Origin of the sequence: Leisingera aquaemixtae (assembly GCF_006740765.1) — a bacterium.
GTDB classification, from domain to species: Bacteria; Pseudomonadota; Alphaproteobacteria; order Rhodobacterales; family Rhodobacteraceae; genus Leisingera; species Leisingera aquaemixtae.
The window spans coordinates 1,286,238-1,301,642 of sequence record NZ_CP041159.1; the positions used below are offsets into that span (position 1 = coordinate 1,286,238).

Genomic DNA, 15,405 nt, shown 5'->3' on the forward strand with positions numbered 1-15,405 from the left:
GGAAGATTTTCTAATTTGTTTCCTGAACCGAGCGACCAGCAAGCGAAGGCAGGACAGATAATGGTAACACCGGAGAACCCCAAGACTGCTCCGATCGGCAACGGGCAGCTGGACATCGGCCGCTTCACTCATGGCTACGAGGATCTGGACATCCAGGAGCAGGGCGGCGGGGCCAATGTGTCCATTGGCGCGTTCTGCAGCATCGGCAGAGGGATGCGGATCCTGCTGGATGCCTCGCCCATGCTGGACCGGATCACCGCCTTCCCCTTTGGCGAGGTTTTCTGCGAAGAACTGGGCGGCGCCGGGGTGCACGTTCCGCGGCAGAACGGCGGCGATGTTGTCATCGGCAACGACGTCTGGATCGGTGCCAATGCCACCGTGCTCGCCGGTGTGACCATCGGCAATGGTGCCGTCATCGGACCGAATGCCACTGTCGCCAGCGATGTCGGTGCCTATGAGGTCTGGGCGGGCAACCCGGCCCAGCGGGTGCGCAAGCGGTTTGACGACGCGGTCTGCGAAAAACTGCAGGAGCTGCGCTGGTGGGATCTGCCGCTGCCGCTGATCCGGGAAATGGCACCGCTGCTGTCGGCGCAGCCGACGGTTGAACTGCTCGAAGGCCTGCAGGGCATCGTCGCCGATCTGGTGACCTTCACCGACCAAGGCGCGGACGAAAACGCGGCCTGAGGCCGGGCAGGGCTTTGCCCGCGGCAAACCGGCTTGATGTGCGGCCCGGGACCGGCCAGGTCCCAGGGCCGTTAACTTTTTGGCAGAACTGGCGTAACATGGGCTGACTGCTTCCTGTTGGGAGGACAGCTGCCATGCCGCAAACCATCTATGAGAAATACGGCGGGTTCAGCGCCATCAGCCGAGTCGTGATGACATTTTACGAGATGGCGCTCGAGTCCGATCAGATCGGCGACTACTTCGCCGACGTCGACATGGCGCGGCTGATTGACCATCAGACCAAGTTCATCTCCTCGCTCCTGGGCGGGCCGGCCGCCTTCAGCGACGAGCGGCTGGAGGCGGTGCACAGGGCGCTTGGCATCACCCATGAGGATTTCGACGAAATGGCGGCCCTGCTCAAGGAGGCACTGGAGCAGCACGGCCTGTCCGAACCGGATGTGCGCACCACGCTGACCGCGATCGAGGCCAAACGCAACATCATCGTCACCAGGAACGCGGCATGAGCATTGCCGCCATCAACGAGCAGCTGCTGCGCGCGATTGGCGTCGGGGTGGCGGTGGTGCGGGCCTCTGACCTTGGGTTTGTCTTTCACAATCAGCCCTTTGCGGAATGGTTCGGCACGCCGGGCGAGGGCGCGGCGCTGACCGATGCCATCGACGGGCTGGACCGCGCGGATCTGGGGCCGCTGTGCGAGGAGGGGCTGCGCTATTCAGCGGAGCTGAAGATCAAGCGCAAGCGGCGCACGCTGGTCTTTGCCATCAACATCTCGCAGGCCAGCCATCTGGACGAGGCGCTCCTGGTGGTGGAATGCCAGAACATCACCCGCATCCGCGAACTGGAAAGCATGATCGACAGCTATTCCGCCATGGTGGAGCGCAACACCCGCGAGCTGGAGCGCGAGAAGGAGCGGGTGGAGCGGCTGTTGCTGAACCTGATGCCGCGGCAGGTATATGAGGAGTTCAAAACCTTTGGCGTCGTCACCCCGCAGCTCTATCCCAAGGTCTCGGTGGTGATGCTGGATTTTGTGAATTTCACCGATTTCGCCTCCCGCACCGATCCGACGGTCACGCTGGGCGAGTTGAACGACATCTTCACCGCCTTCGACCGCATCGTCGAGCAATTCGGCTGCGAGCGGATCAAGACCATTGGCGACGCGTATCTGGCGGTGGCCGGGATGCCGGAACCGATGCCCGAACACGCCACCGCCGTGGCCCATTGCGCCACCCGCTTCCTGCGTTATCTGGAGCGGCGCAATCAAAGCCACCAGCACAAATGGCAGGCGCGGATCGGGCTCGGCACCGGCTCCGCCGTCGGCTCGGTGGTGGGGATCCAGAAATACGTCTACGACGTGTTCGGCCCCGCGGTGAACCTGGCGTCCCGCCTGCAAGTCTTTGCCAATCCGATGAAAATCGTCGCCCCCGAAGAGATGAAGGCCGCACTGTCGGAGGAGTTCCGCGTCACCGACATCGGCCCCGAAGACATCAAGGGCATCGGCGAGGTCCATCTGATCAATGTCGGTGACGAGCTGAGCGCGCCGCAGCCCGCCAGCCGGTACTAACTGTCCGTTCTAGCTGTCCGGCTCTATCAGACCCAGCCCGCGTAAATAGATGCCAATGCCGCTTTCCAGCAGATCCTCGGGCGGAAACGGAGAGGTGGCGCCGGGAGAGTTGCGGGCATAAAGCTCCACCACCCCGTGGCTCATCGCCAGAACATGCGCCGAGAACATCGAGGCCGGCGGGCGTTTGTGTTCGGGGATGTGCTGGCTCAGGTCCGCCGCGGCGCGTTCCAGGATCTGCCGCGCGCGGGCGGCGGCATCGGCCAGCTCCGGCGTGCGGTTCACTGACACACCGCTTTCGAACATGGCGATGTAATGGCCCGGATGCTTGCGCGCAAAGGCCAGATAAGCCCGGCCCGTCGCCTCGAACGCGGCCAGCGCCGAGGGCTGGTACTTGTCATAGGCGTGCTGCATCAGGTCGGCAAACATGATGTAGCCCTGGCGCGCGGCCTCGGCGATCAGGTCTTCGCGCCCTTCGAAATGGCGATAAACCGCGGCCGGGGTGACACCCGCCGTTTTGGCGGCCTCCGACAGGGTGAAGCCGGTCGGGCCCTTGGCCTCGATCAGCTGCAGGGCGGCTTCGACCAGCGCCTGGCGCAGGTTGCCGTGATGATAACCGCGTTTAGGCATCCCAGATGTCCGGGCCTCCGCAAATTTCCGTGTCCAGGGCGCCGATGGCCTTGGCGTCCTTGTTGTCATAGTCAATGCCGCACAGCACGGCCCGGATCGCCGCCAGCCGCGCCCGCCGCTTGCCGTCGGAGCGCACGATGGTCCAGGGGGCCTCGGGGCAATGGCTGCGCGCGAGCGTCTCGGAGATCGCGTCCGTGTAGGCGTCCCATTTCTCCAGCCCCTTGACGTCGATCGGGCTCAGCTTCCACTGCTTCAGAGGGTCGGATTCCCGCTTCAGGAACCGGCGCAGCTGTTCCGCCCGGCCGACGTTGAGCCAGAACTTGAACAGCTTGACGCCGTCCTCCACCAGCGCCTGCTCAAACCCCTTCACCTGGTGAAAGAACCGCTCGCGCTGGTCATCGGTGCAAAAACCGAACACCTTTTCCACCACGCCGCGGTTGTACCAGCTGCGGTCGAAGAACACGATCTCGCCGCCCGACGGCAAATGCTGGATGTAGCGCTGAAAGTACCACTGGCTCTGCTCTTCTTCGCTGGGTTTGGACAGCGCCACAACCCGGGCGCCGCGCGGGTTCAGGTTTTCGCGGAAGCGTTTGATGGTGCCGCCCTTGCCGGCAGCATCGCGGCCCTCCAGCACAATGGCGATGCGCGCGCCGCTGGCCTTGACCCAGGCCTGCAGCTTGACCAGTTCGATCTGCAGCGCCTCCAGCTCCGTCTCGTAGGTCTTGCGCGCCATCCGCTCCCGGTGCGGATAGCTGGGGGTGATGATTTCGTCCTTGTCCGCGGTCTGGATCGCCTTGCGGATCTCCTCCGGCGCGCCGGTCTGGTAGTAGCGGCTGATGGCCCCGTCAAATGGCAGCGTCATATGCAAAACCCTTCTGTCCCCAACACCTTATATGGGGATGCAGTATGGAATGTGAATCGCCTTAACGCAAATCTGCCCGGGCGGCAGCGCGCAGCACCGCGGCGGCAACTTCATCGGTTGCCACGTGGTGCGGCATGTGGCCGATCCCCTCCAGCAGCGTCAGGGCGGCACTCGGGACGTCCCGCACCAGCTGGCGCGCGTGGATATTGGGGCTGACGGTGTCATCCGCAGTGCCGTGGACGATTTCGACAGGCACCCCGATCCGGCTGTAAAGCGGTGCCAGCGCCTTCACCTCGGACAGCAGGTTGGCGCGCTGCCGGGCATTGGCCCGCAGCGAATTGCGCCGCAGCGTCAGGCCGATGCCGAAATGCTCGGCATAGCCTTCCGGCACCGGCTGCGGCGCAAACACCGCGTCCAGCGTGCCCATGACGGTGGCGCGGGACACAAACGCGGTCAGGGCCGGGATCGCGAGGGCGCTGCCGATCCGCGACGACGTCACCTTGTAAAACGTGTCCAGCGGCGTGTCCCACGGGTGCGACACGCCTGCAACGGACACCAGCGCCGCCAGCGCCTCCGGGTGGTCGACCGCCCAGGCCAGCGCCACCGCACCGCCATAGCTTTGCCCCAGCACCACAGGCTGCTGCGCGCCCAGCTGCGACGCGGCCTGGCGCAGCAGGTCCGCCTGCTGCCGGATCGTTGCGCCGCTGCTGTTCAGGCGGTCGGAATAGCCCAGGCCCGGGCGGTCGAACACCAGGATGCGGAAATCCCTTGCCAGCGCCGGCGCCAGCCGGAAGGTCATGTCCCGGGTATTGCCGCTGGAGCCGTGGATCAGCACCAGGTCCGGCGCGCTGCCCTTGGGCTGGCCCATCTCCACCACATGCACCCGGTGGCGCCCGACCACCAGCACCTGACCCTGCGGCGGGTGGCTGGCCTCGGCGGCGGCCTCGCGCCGTCCGGCCTGCCAGGCCGTCAGCGCGGCGCCGGTTGCAACAGCGAGGCTCAGATAAACCAGCATCCTACCGGCCGATCTGATCCAGCTCATATGGCGTGGTCTGGTAGATCTCATTGATCCAGTTGCCATACAGAAGATGCGCGTGGCTGCGCCAGCGGTTCTGCGGCTGCTGGCTGGGATCATCGTTCGGATAGTAGTTGTCCGGCACGTTGATCGGGGTGCCATTGGCCACGTCGCGGTCGTATTCCTGCTTCAGCGTATCACTGTCGTATTCGAAATGGTTGAAGATATAGAGCGCCCGGTGCGCCTTGTCCTCAACCAGGCAGGGGCCGACCTGATCGCTGCCCAAGAGGGTGCGCAGCCCCGGGGCCGCGTCGATCTCTGCCTGTTTCATTTCGGTCCAGCGGCTGACCGGGATCACGAAATCATCCGAAAACCCGCGCAGGTACGGCGAGGCCGGCGCCAGGTTCCGGTGCCGGAAGCAGCCGAACGCCTTGTGGTCCAGCATGTGCTTTCTGACGCCATGGAAATGGTTGATCATCGCCATGCCGCCCCAGCAGACGCCAAAGGTCGAATGCACGTTGGTCTGAGTCCACTCGAACACCTCCTGCATCTCGTCCCAATAGGTGACTTCCGGGAACTCCAGATGCTCGATCGGGGCGCCGGTGATGATCAGCCCGTCAAACTTCTCGTGCTTCACGTCCTGGAAGGAGTGATAGAACTCCTCCATATGCTCAGCCGCGGTGTTCTTGGTCTGATGCTCGGTCATCCGGATCAGGCTCAGCTCGATCTGCAGCGGCGTGGCGCCGATCAGCCGGGCAAACTGGTTCTCGGTCTGGATCTTCTTGGGCATCAGGTTCAACAGCCCGATGCGAAGCGCCCGGATATCCTGGCGCGCCGCCTGATCCGGCGACATGACCATCACGCCTTCGTTCGTCAGAACGTCATAGGCGGGGAGGTCTGCTGGGATCTTGATGGGCATGTCACTGTCCTGATTTGCGGAAGGGTGTACGATATAGCGGAAGCTGAGAAATAGGCGGCTTAGCTGCGGGCCTCAAGGGCGGAGGCGATCAAATCCACGAAACCGGCCTCATCCTTGACGGCTGAGATCTGGTCGGCGGTGACAGTGATGCCCCAATTGTCCGCCATCGCCTGATAGCGCGGCTGGCGGTGCGCCAGCGCCTGGGCATAGGTCCAGCGGATAAAGGCATCGGGGTCCACATCGCCCTCAGCTATGCCATTTTCCTTGAGATACTCTTGCCAGACACGGTCCAGGAACTGCGGCTGATAGGACATCGGCTTGGGGGCGCGGTCGAACCGGCGCACCAGCTCCTCGGTATGCGCCTCGTCGCCCTTGATCCAGACCATCAGCGTGTGCTTGCTGAGCTCGGACATGATCTGGTCCTGGGGATCGTCCACATCCACCCATTCGCAGATCGACCCGCCGGTATCGCAGATGAAGTTCGGATAGCCATAAAGCTGCTGCGCGCGGTCTTCGAAATATTCGGTGTCCAGCAGCGCGCGGATCTCCGCGACCCGGAACTGCTCCTGCCGCCGCTTGTATTCCGCGATCGGCAGCCCGCCCTTGGCCACATCGCCCGGCTTGCCCAGATAAGCCGCGACCGGTGTCAGGTTTTCAAAGGTGATGTTGGAGCCGATGAAGATCGAATCCGACAGCAGCAGCTCCCGCAGGAACGGCACTTTCATCGCCTCGGCCTTGGCGTTGTCGGCGATGTATTCGCCCATGTAGCGGGTGCCGATGCGGTAATCGACGGAGTAATGGAACCAGCTGCCGGCCCCGCGCAGTACATTGCTGACATAGGTTTTGCCAAGCCCGGACATGCCAAAGAACAGCACCCGTTTGTTCGGCGCCGCGCGCCAGTCCTGTGCGGAAGAGTAGAGCATTGATTATGTGGTCCCTGAAGGTTTCAGGCCTTGCTAATCCTCTGCGCGGGCTGGGTCAATTCCGTGCGCGCTTGCGCCGCAACCGGGGCTTGCCGTTCAGGATCAGCAGCCCCGCCGCCAGCAGGGCAAAACCGGCATAGGCCTGCGGTTTCAGCGCTTCGCCCAGCACCGCGGCGCCCAGCACGATGGCGACCGGCGGGATGATCAGCGTGACCAGCATCAGGTTGCCGCTGCCCGCCAGCCCCAGCACCCGGTAATAGAGCAGATAGGCCCCGGCAGTGGCGATCAGCGAGAAATAGGCGATGGACATCCATGTGTCCGTTTCCAGCGCCAGCACCGGAGGCCCGTCAATCAGCAGCGCAGCCGGTGCCAGGCACAGGGTTGACCCCGTGAGCATCCCCGCCGCCGCCACCTGCGGCGGCAGGCCCGACAGGTGCAGCCGCGCCCAGGCGCTGGCAAAGGCATAGGATACCGTGCCCGCCAGCACCGCCAGCTGCGCCGTGCTGCGGATGTCAAAGGCGGCAAATTGCTCCAGCCCGATGGCCGTGGCCACGCCCAGGAAGCCAAGGGCGACCCCCAGCGCCTTGCGCGCCGTCAGCCGCTCATCGGCAAAGGCCAGGGCCGCCACGATCACCCCGAACACGGCCGTCGCCGCATTCAGGATCGAGGTGAGGCCGGTTTCGATATGCAGCTGCCCCCAGGCCATCAGCCCGAAGGGAATCACGTTATTGAGCAGCCCCATCACCAGGAACGCCGCCCAGACCCGCGGCGCCCTTGGCACCGGCAGCCGCATCAGCAGTACGGCGGCCCACAGGACCAGCGCCGCCCAGCCGCAGCGGTGCAGCACCAGGGTCACAACGGGGATTTCATCCAGGGCGATGCGGATCGACAGAAACGATCCGCCCCAGACCGCGCCGAGCAGGATCAGCTCGGCCCAGGCGCGGGGGGATATGGTCTTTTGCGGGCTCATGCACCTCAGCTAGCGTGCGGGCGGACGCCAAGCGACCCGTTTCTTGCGGCAAAAGAAAACCCCGCCCTGAAAGGGCGGGGTGTAAGCTGTCTCTGTTCAGGCGGAAGCCTGCCAGCGGATCAGAAGTTGTAGCCGACCTTCAGGCCAAAGCTGACAGCATCGTTGTCTTGGAAGTTGGTGACCGGGTTGCCGCCGGGAGAAGCGACCGCGTCGCCCAGCTGGGTATAGCGGATGCCGGCAGAAATGGTCATGTTGTCCTGCTTATAGCGCACGCCAAGCCGGATCGCCTCATACCCGTGGGTCGGCGCCAGCGGCGACACCAGATCGTCGCCGTCCACATCCGCATAGATAAACGCCAGCGACCCGGACCAGTTCTCGTTGAAGCTGCGGCCGATCCCCAGCGTGTAGGTAAAGGAATCGTCCAGGTCGATCAGGTCACGGCCCAATCGCGCGGGAACAAGGTCTGTCACGCTGTGTTCAGCCCAGCGGATGCCGCCGAACAGCAGCGTGTCTGCTGCGATGCCGGTCTGGAAGTCCAGGTTTACTGACTGCGGTGTTTTGGTCGTTGTGGAAGTGTTAGCGTTCAGGACAGGGGCCCCGGCAAAAGTCTCGTTCAGGTCGAAATCATGCTCGATTTCAGAGCTGTAGGTGAGCGCTGCGCGCAGAGCGATCTCCGGGATCTCATAGGCTACGCCGGCCACCCAGCCAAAAGCGCCGTCCTTATTGACATTCACGTTGTAAGTGCCGCCGGGAATGGCGCTATAGGCGAGACCGGCCAGATTGATTTCGCCATCAATCTCCTGATAGCGGATACCGCCATGAACGCTGAAACGCTCATTGAATTTGTAGCGCAAGAGGGCGGTGATCGCATTGGAGTCCGCCTGCGCGGTGGTCCCGCCAAGCAGCAAAGAGCCGGTGGTCGGGTAGTTCACGTCCACACCCCAGGGCTGATCGAAGATCAGGGCGAAGGACAGCTGTTCGTTGAGGTCCCGCTTATAGCCCGCACCGAACATGTTGAACCGTTCGCCGACATCGCCGGTGGCGGATTGAAACGGGTTAAGCGGGGTGCCATCGCTACGAGTGGCGCGGTCATTGCCCGACAGGTCCACGGATGTGGTCGCGAAGGAGAATTCGGCGTAGTTGCCTTCTTCAAAGATAATCCCAATCGGCTGGCCGGTGCGGTCAAGGCCGCTGGCCATGGCAGGCCCGGACACCAGCGCCAGAGCGGCGGTTGTTGCAAGATAGCGTTTCATTGTTCCTCCCTTGGTAGCGGCCTGAGCGGACCGCTTTACGCGAAGGTAATAGGGCAGAAATCCGCAGATCAACCGTAACCAAGCGGCAACTAGCGTGAAACCTTCAGTTGCGGGCGGACCTGACGGGATTTCCGGCAACAATGTTGAGGTAATTCGCGATGCAGATGATGGCAGCGCCGCTCAGCACCCAGGCATCCAGCGCCTCGCCGTAGATCACCATGCCCAGGATCGCGATTGCGGGCAGGCGGGCGAAATCGATCGGCACCACGACGCTGGCGGGGGCCAGCGACAGGGCGGTGGTCAGGCAGAAATGCGCGGTGAGCCCGGCAATGCCGATCAGCACCAGCCAGGGCAGGGTGGAGGAATCCGGCAGCGCCATGTCGCCGTCCCATCCGGCTGCCAGCAGACCCATCACAAGTTGCATCGCCGTCAGCCACAACAGGATCGAGGCGGTCGTCTCGTGCCGGGTCAGCCGTTTGGTCAGGATCGCGGTGAGGGCAAAGAAGATCGCGCAGCCGGCCGCCGCGGCGAGGCCCAGGTTCACGGTGTCCGGACTGGGGCGGGCAACGATCAGGATGCCGGCAAAGCCCAGGCCAACGGCCAGCATCCGCCGCCGGGTCAGGGTCTCGCCCAGCAAGAGCGGCGACAGGATGATGACCCAAAGGGGCGAGGTGAACTCCAGCGCGAAAACCTGCGCCAGCGGCACCAGCGTCACCGCCAGGAACCACAGGTTCTGGCCGGTGAAATGGACCGTGTTGCGCAGGAGATGCACGCCCAGCCGGTCCCGCCGCACCTGATGCCAGCGTCCGGTGGCCGTCAGCACCGCGGCCACGATCAGCAGCCCGACCATGCTGCGGTAGGTCATGATCTCGAAGGTGTCCAGCGTCAGCCCGGCCTCGCGGCCCGCGATGGCCATGGCGGAAAAGGAGACGATGGCGCCAATCATCCACAGGGCGGCGGTGAGCGAGTCCGGGTTTTGCATGGCAGTCCTCCCGGCGCCGAGGAAGTCGCCATCCGGCGCCGGCGTCAAGGGGAATTGCGCCCGGGTGTCCCGGCAGCTTAGAGGATTTCCCGCAGCAGCACCGCCTGGGGATGACGCTCTATCGTTTCCTTTGCCTTGATGCCCAGCCGGGCCAGCCGCGCCTCGTCCTGCAGAACCGCGGCAATGCTTTCAGCAAGGTTTTCGTAAGGGCTGCACAGCAGCCCTTCGCGGTAGCAGTCATCAATCCGGGTCGTGGGGTTCACCTCGGCAGCAACGGGCACGCCGTTTGTCATCAGATAGAAGGTACGCACGATCTCGAAAATCTGCGTGTCATAGTAGTGAAGATTCAGCACGATCCGCGAACGGGCGATCCAGGCATCCCGGGCCGCTCCGTAAATGCCGGACAGCACCTTCACCCGCAGGCCGCGGGAGATGAGATCTTCAAGCACGTGCTTGCGCCGCTGGTTTATGCAGCCATAGAACAAAACATCGACATCGTGCTCATCCTGCTGGGGAATCCGGCACAGCTCCTTCTGAAAGCCCAGCTGGAGTTTCTCCACGCGCTTCACGCCGAAGTCTTTGAGGTAGCCGACATTTGCATCGCTGTAGTCCCACAGCGTGAAATCGTGAGAAAACCACTGCAGAATATTCTGGTTCCAGCTGCCGGGTGTTGCCCCCAGCTGCTCGGTGTTGAGGATAGTGGTGCCGGGCGGCATCTGCGCGGCCATCGCGGGGTTCAGAAGGTGTACGCCAATCACGATATTGCGGGCGGAAGGGTCGATACCATTTTTCCGCAATGCCGCCTCGTGGCCGAGGTCGCGCAATGCGTAGAGCAGCACGTCGGCAATCTCGTAGAATGCGCCCGAATGGACGTAATTCTGAGGCTCGACCAGGCAAATACTGTATTTCTGTGTCATGGCGCAGCCGACCAACCGTTAGCTGGCAACTGCTTCGGGCAGCTGCTGTGCGGCAGACGGCCGCTGATACTGGAAATTGTCGAAATCCATGCCATAGAGTTTCTCTGCAATGGCCAGGCCCTCGTCGCTCAGCGCCAGATCGCCGCGGTCGAACCCTTCAGGCAGACGCAGGTGATTGCTGTGTGTCATCGGGTGGCTGGCAGGGTTGCCGAACAGCGCCGCATCGATGAAGGCCTTGGCCTTTTCCGCGCCGTTCTCCTCAAGCTTGAAAACCTGATAGTTGGCACCGGGATAAAAGAAACCCGATTGCGGGAAGAAATGGCCGTCCATCCAGCCCTTGGTCAGGACATTCTCCAGCAGGGTGGTCTTGACGAACTGGTCCAGGGTCTCGTCGCTGCCGATCCGGCGCTCGACCAGCCGCTGGAATTTATAAGCGCTTTCAAGACGGGCGATGGGGTGGCGCACAATGGTGAAAAACGCAGTGAAGAAATCCTTGGGAAACAGCCGCGAAAGGGATTCCCCGTCAATGTGCTGAGGCGAAGAGATGTTCCAGTGCCTCTGCTGAGGCGGGCTGATCACATACTGTTCGTCGAGGAACGCCAGGCTGACGCCGTTCAGGCCCTGGACATACCGTTCGATGGATGTGCCGCCGCACTTTGGAATATGGGCGAAGTGCAGCAGCACGTCTTTGTATTTGATCACGGGCATTTTGCGCCTCCATTTGCCTTAAAGCAGATGACCGCCGGCTTCGGACCGGCGGCCAGGTGTTCCGCTCAGGATGGCGCAAATTGTTTAAACGTTCTTTAAAACAGGAGCGGTTTCACGCCTGCTTCACAAGCCATGCAAGCCCGTATCATTCCCACTCGATGGTGCCCGGAGGCTTCGAGGTGATGTCGTAGGTGCAGCGGTTGATGCCCTTCACCTCGTTGATGATCCGGGTGGCGGTTTCGCCCAGGAACTCGTGGGTGAACGGGTAGTAATCCGCGGTCATGCCGTCCACCGAGGTCACCGCGCGCAGGGCGCAGGCATAGTCGTAGGTGCGGCCGTCGCCCATCACGCCGACGGTGCGCACCGGCAGGATCGCCACAAACGCCTGCCAGATCTCATCATAAAGTCCGTGCTTGCGGATCTGGTCGATATAGACGGCATCCGCCTCGCGCAGGATGTCCAGCTTCTCGCGGGTGATCTCGCCCGGGCAGCGGATCGCCAGGCCCGGCCCCGGGAAGGGGTGGCGGCCGATGAAGCTCGCGGGCAGGCCCAGCTCATGGCCCAGGGCGCGCACCTCGTCCTTGAACAGCTCGCGCAGCGGTTCCACCAGCTTGAGGCCCATCTTCTCCGGCAGGCCGCCCACGTTGTGGTGCGACTTGATGGTGACAGACGGCCCGCCCGAGAAGGAGACCGATTCAATCACATCCGGGTAGAGCGTGCCCTGCGCCAGAAACTCGGCGCCGTCGATGGTGTCGGCGTGTTTCTGGAACACGTCGATGAACAGCTTGCCGATGATCTTGCGCTTGGTTTCCGGGTCCGACTGGCCTTCCAGCTCGCCCAGGAACAGCTCGCTTTCGTCGGCGTGGATCAGCTGGATGTTGTAGTTGTCGCGGAACATCTTCACGACTTCTTGCGCCTCGTTCTTGCGCAGAAGGCCATGGTCGACAAAGACGCAGGTCAGCTGGTCGCCGATCGCCTCGTGGATCAGCACCGCCGCCACCGAGGAATCGACGCCGCCGGACAGGCCGCAGATCACCTTCTTGTCGCCGACCTGCTCGCGGATCAGGCGGATCGCTTCGTCCTTGTAGGCGCCCATGGTCCAGTCGCCGGTGAAGCCCGCGATTTTGACGAAGTTCTCATACAGCGTCTTGCCGTTCGGGGTGTGGTGCACCTCGGGGTGGAACTGCACCGCAAAGAAGTTGCGCTCCAGATCGGCGGTGATCGCAAAGGGCGCGTTGGGCGAGGTGCCATAGACCTCAAAGCCCGGCGCGATTTTGGAGACATGGTCGCCGTGGCTCATCCAGACCTGCTCGCGCTCCTCCAGGAACCAGCCGTTCAGCAGCGGGATGCGCTCCTGGCTCGGGGTCACGTAGGCGCGGCCGAATTCGGCGGTGCCGTGGCCGCTGACCACCTGGCCGCCGAGCTGGTGCATCATCACCTGCTGGCCATAGCAGATGCCCAGGATCGGCACGCCATAGTCGAAGATTTCCTGCGGCACACGCGGCGATCCCTCGCGGGTCACGCTGTCCGGTCCGCCCGAGAAGATCACCGCCTTGGGCGCCAGCTCGCGCACAAAGTCCATGGTGACATTCTGATAGGGGTGGATTTCGCAATAGACGTTCAGCTCGCGCAGGCGGCGCGCAATCAGCTGCGTGACCTGGCTGCCAAAGTCGATGATGAGAAGGCGGTCATGGGATGTCTCTGTCATGCACGCGCCATAGGGCAGGAACGCATTTTCCGCAAGGGGGTTTGGTGCTTGGCCTGCGTTCGGCCCGGTTTTTCAAGGCGGTGCGCCCTGTAACCCGCGCAAGCTCTGCCAAACTCCGCTGCCGCGGTGGAAAATGCCCCGCCAATGTCGCTTTTCAACTTGAATGGCCGCAATCCTGCGGCGCGGGGCGGCGCGGTGGCTATAATACCCTTCGCAATGAAATGCCTGTGGTGAGGATAAACCATGACAGAAGCAGCCCCGCGCCGTCGTGCCCGCGGTTCCGGCGGCGGCGCCGCCCGCCGCGCCGAACGCACCAGTGTCAAGATCGAGACCGTAAAGTACATCGAGCGCAATATCCCGAACTTCGAAGTCCTGAACGACGAAGCGCTGGAGATCATCGAGTACAACGCGGAAACCATCCTGGAAGAGGTCGGCGTCAACTTCGTTGACAACCCGGCGGCGCTGGAGCGCTGGCGCGCGGCGGGCGCGGATGTGCAGGGCGAGCGTGTGCGCATTCCCCGCGGCCTGGCCCGCAAGCTGTGCGAAACCGCGCCTGCGGAATTCACCCAGCATGCCCGCAACCCCGAGAAATCGGTGGTCATCGGCGGCCGCAACATGGTGCTGGCGCCGGTCTACGGCCCGCCGTTCGTGCGCGACGCCAATGGCGGCCGCCGCTATGCGACCATGGACGACTTCAACAAGTTCGTGAAGTTGGCCTATATGTCCAAGTGGCTGCACCACTCCGGCGGCACCGTGTGCGAGCCCACCGACATCCCGGTGAACAAGCGCCACCTGGACATGCTGATGGCGCATATGACCCTCAGCGACAAGCCGTTCATGGGCTCTGTCACCGAACCCAGCCGCGCCCAGGACTCCGTCGACATGGCCGGCATCCTGTTCGGCAAGGACTTCGTGCAGAACAACACAGTGATGACCTCGCTGACCAACATCAACTCGCCGATGACCTTCGACGACGTGATGATGGGCTCGCTGGAAGTCTACGCGCAGAACATGCAGGCCTGCATCATCTCGCCGTTCATCGTCGGCGGCGCCATGGCGCCGGTGTCGGTTGCGGGCACCCTGACCCAGGTGCTGGCCGAGGTTCTGGCCGGCATCGCCTACAGCCAGCTGTGCCGGTCCGGTGCGCCTGCGATCTTCGGCGCCTTCGTGTCCTCGATCGACATGAACTCCGGCGCGCCGACCTTCGGCACCCCCGAGGCGTCGCTGGTCACCTACGGCGCAGGCCAGCTGGCCCGCCGCCTGGGCGTGCCGTTCCGCTCGGCCGGCTCCTTCTGCGGCTCCAAGCTGCCGGATGCGCAGGCGGCTTATGAAACCGCCAACTCGCTCAACATGGGCCTGCTGTCCGGCGTTAACTTCATGCTGCACTCCTGCGGCTGGCTCGAAGGCGGCCTTGTTGCGGATTTCGAGAAGTTCGTGATGGACGCCGACCAGCTGGGCACCCTGCACGGCCTCGCCAAAGGCATCTCGGTGGACGAGAACGGCCAGGCGATGGAAGCCATCCGCGAAGTCGGCCCCGGCGGCCACTACCTCGGCTGCGCCCACACCCAGGCCAACTTCAAGTCGGCGTTCTGGAAGTCCGACCTGCTGGATTACAAGCCGTTCGAGCAGTGGGAAGAGGAAGGCAGCCGCGACACCTATGCGCTGGCCACCAGCCGGGTCGAAAAGCTGCTGGCCACTTACGAGCAGCCGGCCATGGATCCCGCCATCAAGCAGGCGCTGGAAGAATACGTCGCCGAGAAAAAGGCCTCGATGCCCGACGCGTTCATGTAAACGCCTGAAAAAATCAGGGGCAGGGGGGCGTACCCTCTGCCGCACTGGAACGGCGGTCCGCAGGGGCCGCCGTTTTTGCATCCCCCGGACGTCCCGCCGCGCGCAGGCAGGCCGCTTCACCCGCCAGCGCGATCAGCACATCCACATGGCGGATCAGGGAATAGCCCGCTTCGCCCGCCGTGCGCGCGGCATTCAGGGCGCTTTCCATATCCAGAAGCCGCATTACCGCGGCGGCGGGTTTCGGCAGTGTCCCATAGCCCAGGATCCGCCGCAGATCGCGCTGGCGGCAATAATTTGCGGCGCCCAGACGGGCCGCCCTGGACAGAATCCGCGGACGGCGAAGCAGCGAGACCCGGGTGACTACATCCTGCATTGTCCTCTCCTTTTTCATTCTCTGTACCGGACCTGCTATAACACAACCTATCGTGGTGTTGCGGAGAGGGCGCTACCGGCGAACGGTCCGTTTTGTGATGATTATTCATTTTCTG

Annotated in this window: 16 protein-coding genes; 4 read left to right on the forward strand and 12 right to left on the reverse strand. The window is 63.4% G+C overall.

Going from position 1 to position 15,405, the window contains the following annotated elements; translation table 11 throughout:
- Positions 1-60: 60 nt before the first annotated feature.
- The 3 genes from R2C4_RS07940 to R2C4_RS07950 all read left to right on the forward strand — a co-directional run bounded on the left by R2C4_RS07940 (position 61) and on the right by R2C4_RS07950 (position 2,242).
- On the forward strand, positions 61-684 hold the full coding sequence (locus R2C4_RS07940) for a CatB-related O-acetyltransferase (RefSeq protein ID WP_141890216.1): 624 nt from the start codon (positions 61-63) through the stop codon (positions 682-684).
- 134 nt (positions 685-818) lie between these two features.
- Positions 819-1,187 carry a group I truncated hemoglobin gene (locus R2C4_RS07945; RefSeq protein ID WP_141890217.1) on the forward strand — a complete coding sequence of 123 codons (369 nt, stop codon included), beginning with the start codon at positions 819-821 and terminating at the stop codon, positions 1,185-1,187.
- On the forward strand, positions 1,184-2,242 hold the full coding sequence (locus tag R2C4_RS07950; RefSeq protein WP_141890218.1) for an adenylate/guanylate cyclase domain-containing protein: 1,059 nt from the start codon (positions 1,184-1,186) through the stop codon (positions 2,240-2,242). Before R2C4_RS07945 ends, R2C4_RS07950 begins: the two co-directional genes overlap by 4 nt.
- Before the next feature lie 9 nt (positions 2,243-2,251).
- Here R2C4_RS07950 and R2C4_RS07955 read toward each other — a convergent pair whose 3' ends face one another.
- From R2C4_RS07955 to guaA, 11 genes are all read right to left on the reverse strand, one after another.
- Positions 2,252-2,869 carry a TetR/AcrR family transcriptional regulator gene (locus R2C4_RS07955; protein ID WP_141890219.1) on the reverse strand — a complete coding sequence of 206 codons (618 nt, stop codon included), beginning with the start codon at positions 2,867-2,869 and terminating at the stop codon, positions 2,252-2,254.
- Positions 2,862-3,731: a polyphosphate kinase 2 gene (gene ppk2, locus R2C4_RS07960; RefSeq protein ID WP_141890220.1), complete on the reverse strand. Its 870-nt coding sequence runs from the start codon at positions 3,729-3,731 to the stop codon at positions 2,862-2,864. Before ppk2 ends, R2C4_RS07955 begins: the two co-directional genes overlap by 8 nt.
- A gap of 61 nt (positions 3,732-3,792) precedes the next feature.
- Entirely contained in the window at positions 3,793-4,746 is a 954-nt protein-coding gene (locus R2C4_RS07965; protein WP_141892067.1) for an alpha/beta fold hydrolase, read from the reverse strand.
- A 1-nt stretch (position 4,747) separates the two neighbouring features.
- Positions 4,748-5,665, reverse strand: coding sequence for a homoserine O-acetyltransferase MetA (metA, locus tag R2C4_RS07970; RefSeq protein WP_141890221.1), 918 nt, complete (start codon positions 5,663-5,665; stop codon positions 4,748-4,750).
- Between the two features lie 59 nt (positions 5,666-5,724).
- The gene (locus R2C4_RS07975) at positions 5,725-6,588 is read right to left on the reverse strand and encodes an ATPase (protein WP_141890222.1); all 864 of its coding nucleotides are present in this window, start codon (positions 6,586-6,588) and stop codon (positions 5,725-5,727) included.
- 55 nt (positions 6,589-6,643) lie between these two features.
- The gene (locus tag R2C4_RS07980) at positions 6,644-7,558 is read right to left on the reverse strand and encodes a DMT family transporter (RefSeq protein WP_141890223.1); all 915 of its coding nucleotides are present in this window, start codon (positions 7,556-7,558) and stop codon (positions 6,644-6,646) included.
- A 119-nt stretch (positions 7,559-7,677) separates the two neighbouring features.
- Positions 7,678-8,811 carry an OmpP1/FadL family transporter gene (locus R2C4_RS07985; protein WP_141890224.1) on the reverse strand — a complete coding sequence of 378 codons (1,134 nt, stop codon included), beginning with the start codon at positions 8,809-8,811 and terminating at the stop codon, positions 7,678-7,680.
- Positions 8,812-8,914: 103 nt separating this feature from the next.
- A complete protein-coding gene (locus R2C4_RS07990; RefSeq protein ID WP_141890225.1) occupies positions 8,915-9,793 on the reverse strand; it encodes a DMT family transporter in 879 nt (292 codons plus the stop codon).
- A 77-nt stretch (positions 9,794-9,870) separates the two neighbouring features.
- Positions 9,871-10,710, reverse strand: coding sequence for a glycosyltransferase family protein (locus R2C4_RS07995; protein WP_244940799.1), 840 nt, complete (start codon positions 10,708-10,710; stop codon positions 9,871-9,873).
- 18 nt (positions 10,711-10,728) lie between these two features.
- Positions 10,729-11,418 carry a sulfotransferase family 2 domain-containing protein gene (locus R2C4_RS08000; RefSeq protein ID WP_141890226.1) on the reverse strand — a complete coding sequence of 230 codons (690 nt, stop codon included), beginning with the start codon at positions 11,416-11,418 and terminating at the stop codon, positions 10,729-10,731.
- 145 nt (positions 11,419-11,563) lie between these two features.
- Positions 11,564-13,126, reverse strand: a complete 1,563-nt coding sequence (guaA, locus tag R2C4_RS08005) for a glutamine-hydrolyzing GMP synthase (protein ID WP_141890227.1) — start codon at positions 13,124-13,126, stop codon at positions 11,564-11,566.
- A 243-nt stretch (positions 13,127-13,369) separates the two neighbouring features.
- Between guaA and R2C4_RS08010 the strand changes: the two genes are divergently transcribed.
- Positions 13,370-14,917, forward strand: a complete 1,548-nt coding sequence (locus tag R2C4_RS08010) for a trimethylamine methyltransferase family protein (protein WP_141890228.1) — start codon at positions 13,370-13,372, stop codon at positions 14,915-14,917.
- A gap of 13 nt (positions 14,918-14,930) precedes the next feature.
- On the opposite strand, the gene R2C4_RS08015 is transcribed toward R2C4_RS08010, so the two are convergent.
- A complete protein-coding gene (locus R2C4_RS08015) occupies positions 14,931-15,290 on the reverse strand; it encodes a DUF6477 family protein (protein WP_141890229.1) in 360 nt (119 codons plus the stop codon).
- Positions 15,291-15,405: the final 115 nt, after the last annotated feature.

Bases quoted from the DNA above. Each gene is read 5' to 3' on its own strand.
- R2C4_RS07940 (WP_141890216.1), top strand. From the start codon at position 61: ATGGTAACACCGGAGAACCCCAAGACTGCTCCGATCGGCAACGGGCAG.
- R2C4_RS07945 (WP_141890217.1), top strand. From the start codon at position 819: ATGCCGCAAACCATCTATGAGAAATACGGCGGGTTCAGCGCCATCAGC.
- R2C4_RS07950 (WP_141890218.1), top strand. From the start codon at position 1,184: ATGAGCATTGCCGCCATCAACGAGCAGCTGCTGCGCGCGATTGGCGTC.
- R2C4_RS07955 (WP_141890219.1), bottom strand. From the start codon at position 2,869: ATGCCTAAACGCGGTTATCATCACGGCAACCTGCGCCAGGCGCTGGTC.
- ppk2 (WP_141890220.1), bottom strand. From the start codon at position 3,731: ATGACGCTGCCATTTGACGGGGCCATCAGCCGCTACTACCAGACCGGC.
- R2C4_RS07965 (WP_141892067.1), bottom strand. From the start codon at position 4,746: ATGCTGGTTTATCTGAGCCTCGCTGTTGCAACCGGCGCCGCGCTGACG.
- metA (WP_141890221.1), bottom strand. From the start codon at position 5,665: ATGCCCATCAAGATCCCAGCAGACCTCCCCGCCTATGACGTTCTGACG.
- R2C4_RS07975 (WP_141890222.1), bottom strand. From the start codon at position 6,588: ATGCTCTACTCTTCCGCACAGGACTGGCGCGCGGCGCCGAACAAACGG.
- R2C4_RS07980 (WP_141890223.1), bottom strand. From the start codon at position 7,558: ATGAGCCCGCAAAAGACCATATCCCCCCGCGCCTGGGCCGAGCTGATC.
- R2C4_RS07985 (WP_141890224.1), bottom strand. From the start codon at position 8,811: ATGAAACGCTATCTTGCAACAACCGCCGCTCTGGCGCTGGTGTCCGGG.
- R2C4_RS07990 (WP_141890225.1), bottom strand. From the start codon at position 9,793: ATGCAAAACCCGGACTCGCTCACCGCCGCCCTGTGGATGATTGGCGCC.
- R2C4_RS07995 (WP_244940799.1), bottom strand. From the start codon at position 10,710: ATGACACAGAAATACAGTATTTGCCTGGTCGAGCCTCAGAATTACGTC.
- R2C4_RS08000 (WP_141890226.1), bottom strand. From the start codon at position 11,418: ATGCCCGTGATCAAATACAAAGACGTGCTGCTGCACTTCGCCCATATT.
- guaA (WP_141890227.1), bottom strand. From the start codon at position 13,126: ATGACAGAGACATCCCATGACCGCCTTCTCATCATCGACTTTGGCAGC.
- R2C4_RS08010 (WP_141890228.1), top strand. From the start codon at position 13,370: ATGACAGAAGCAGCCCCGCGCCGTCGTGCCCGCGGTTCCGGCGGCGGC.
- R2C4_RS08015 (WP_141890229.1), bottom strand. From the start codon at position 15,290: ATGCAGGATGTAGTCACCCGGGTCTCGCTGCTTCGCCGTCCGCGGATT.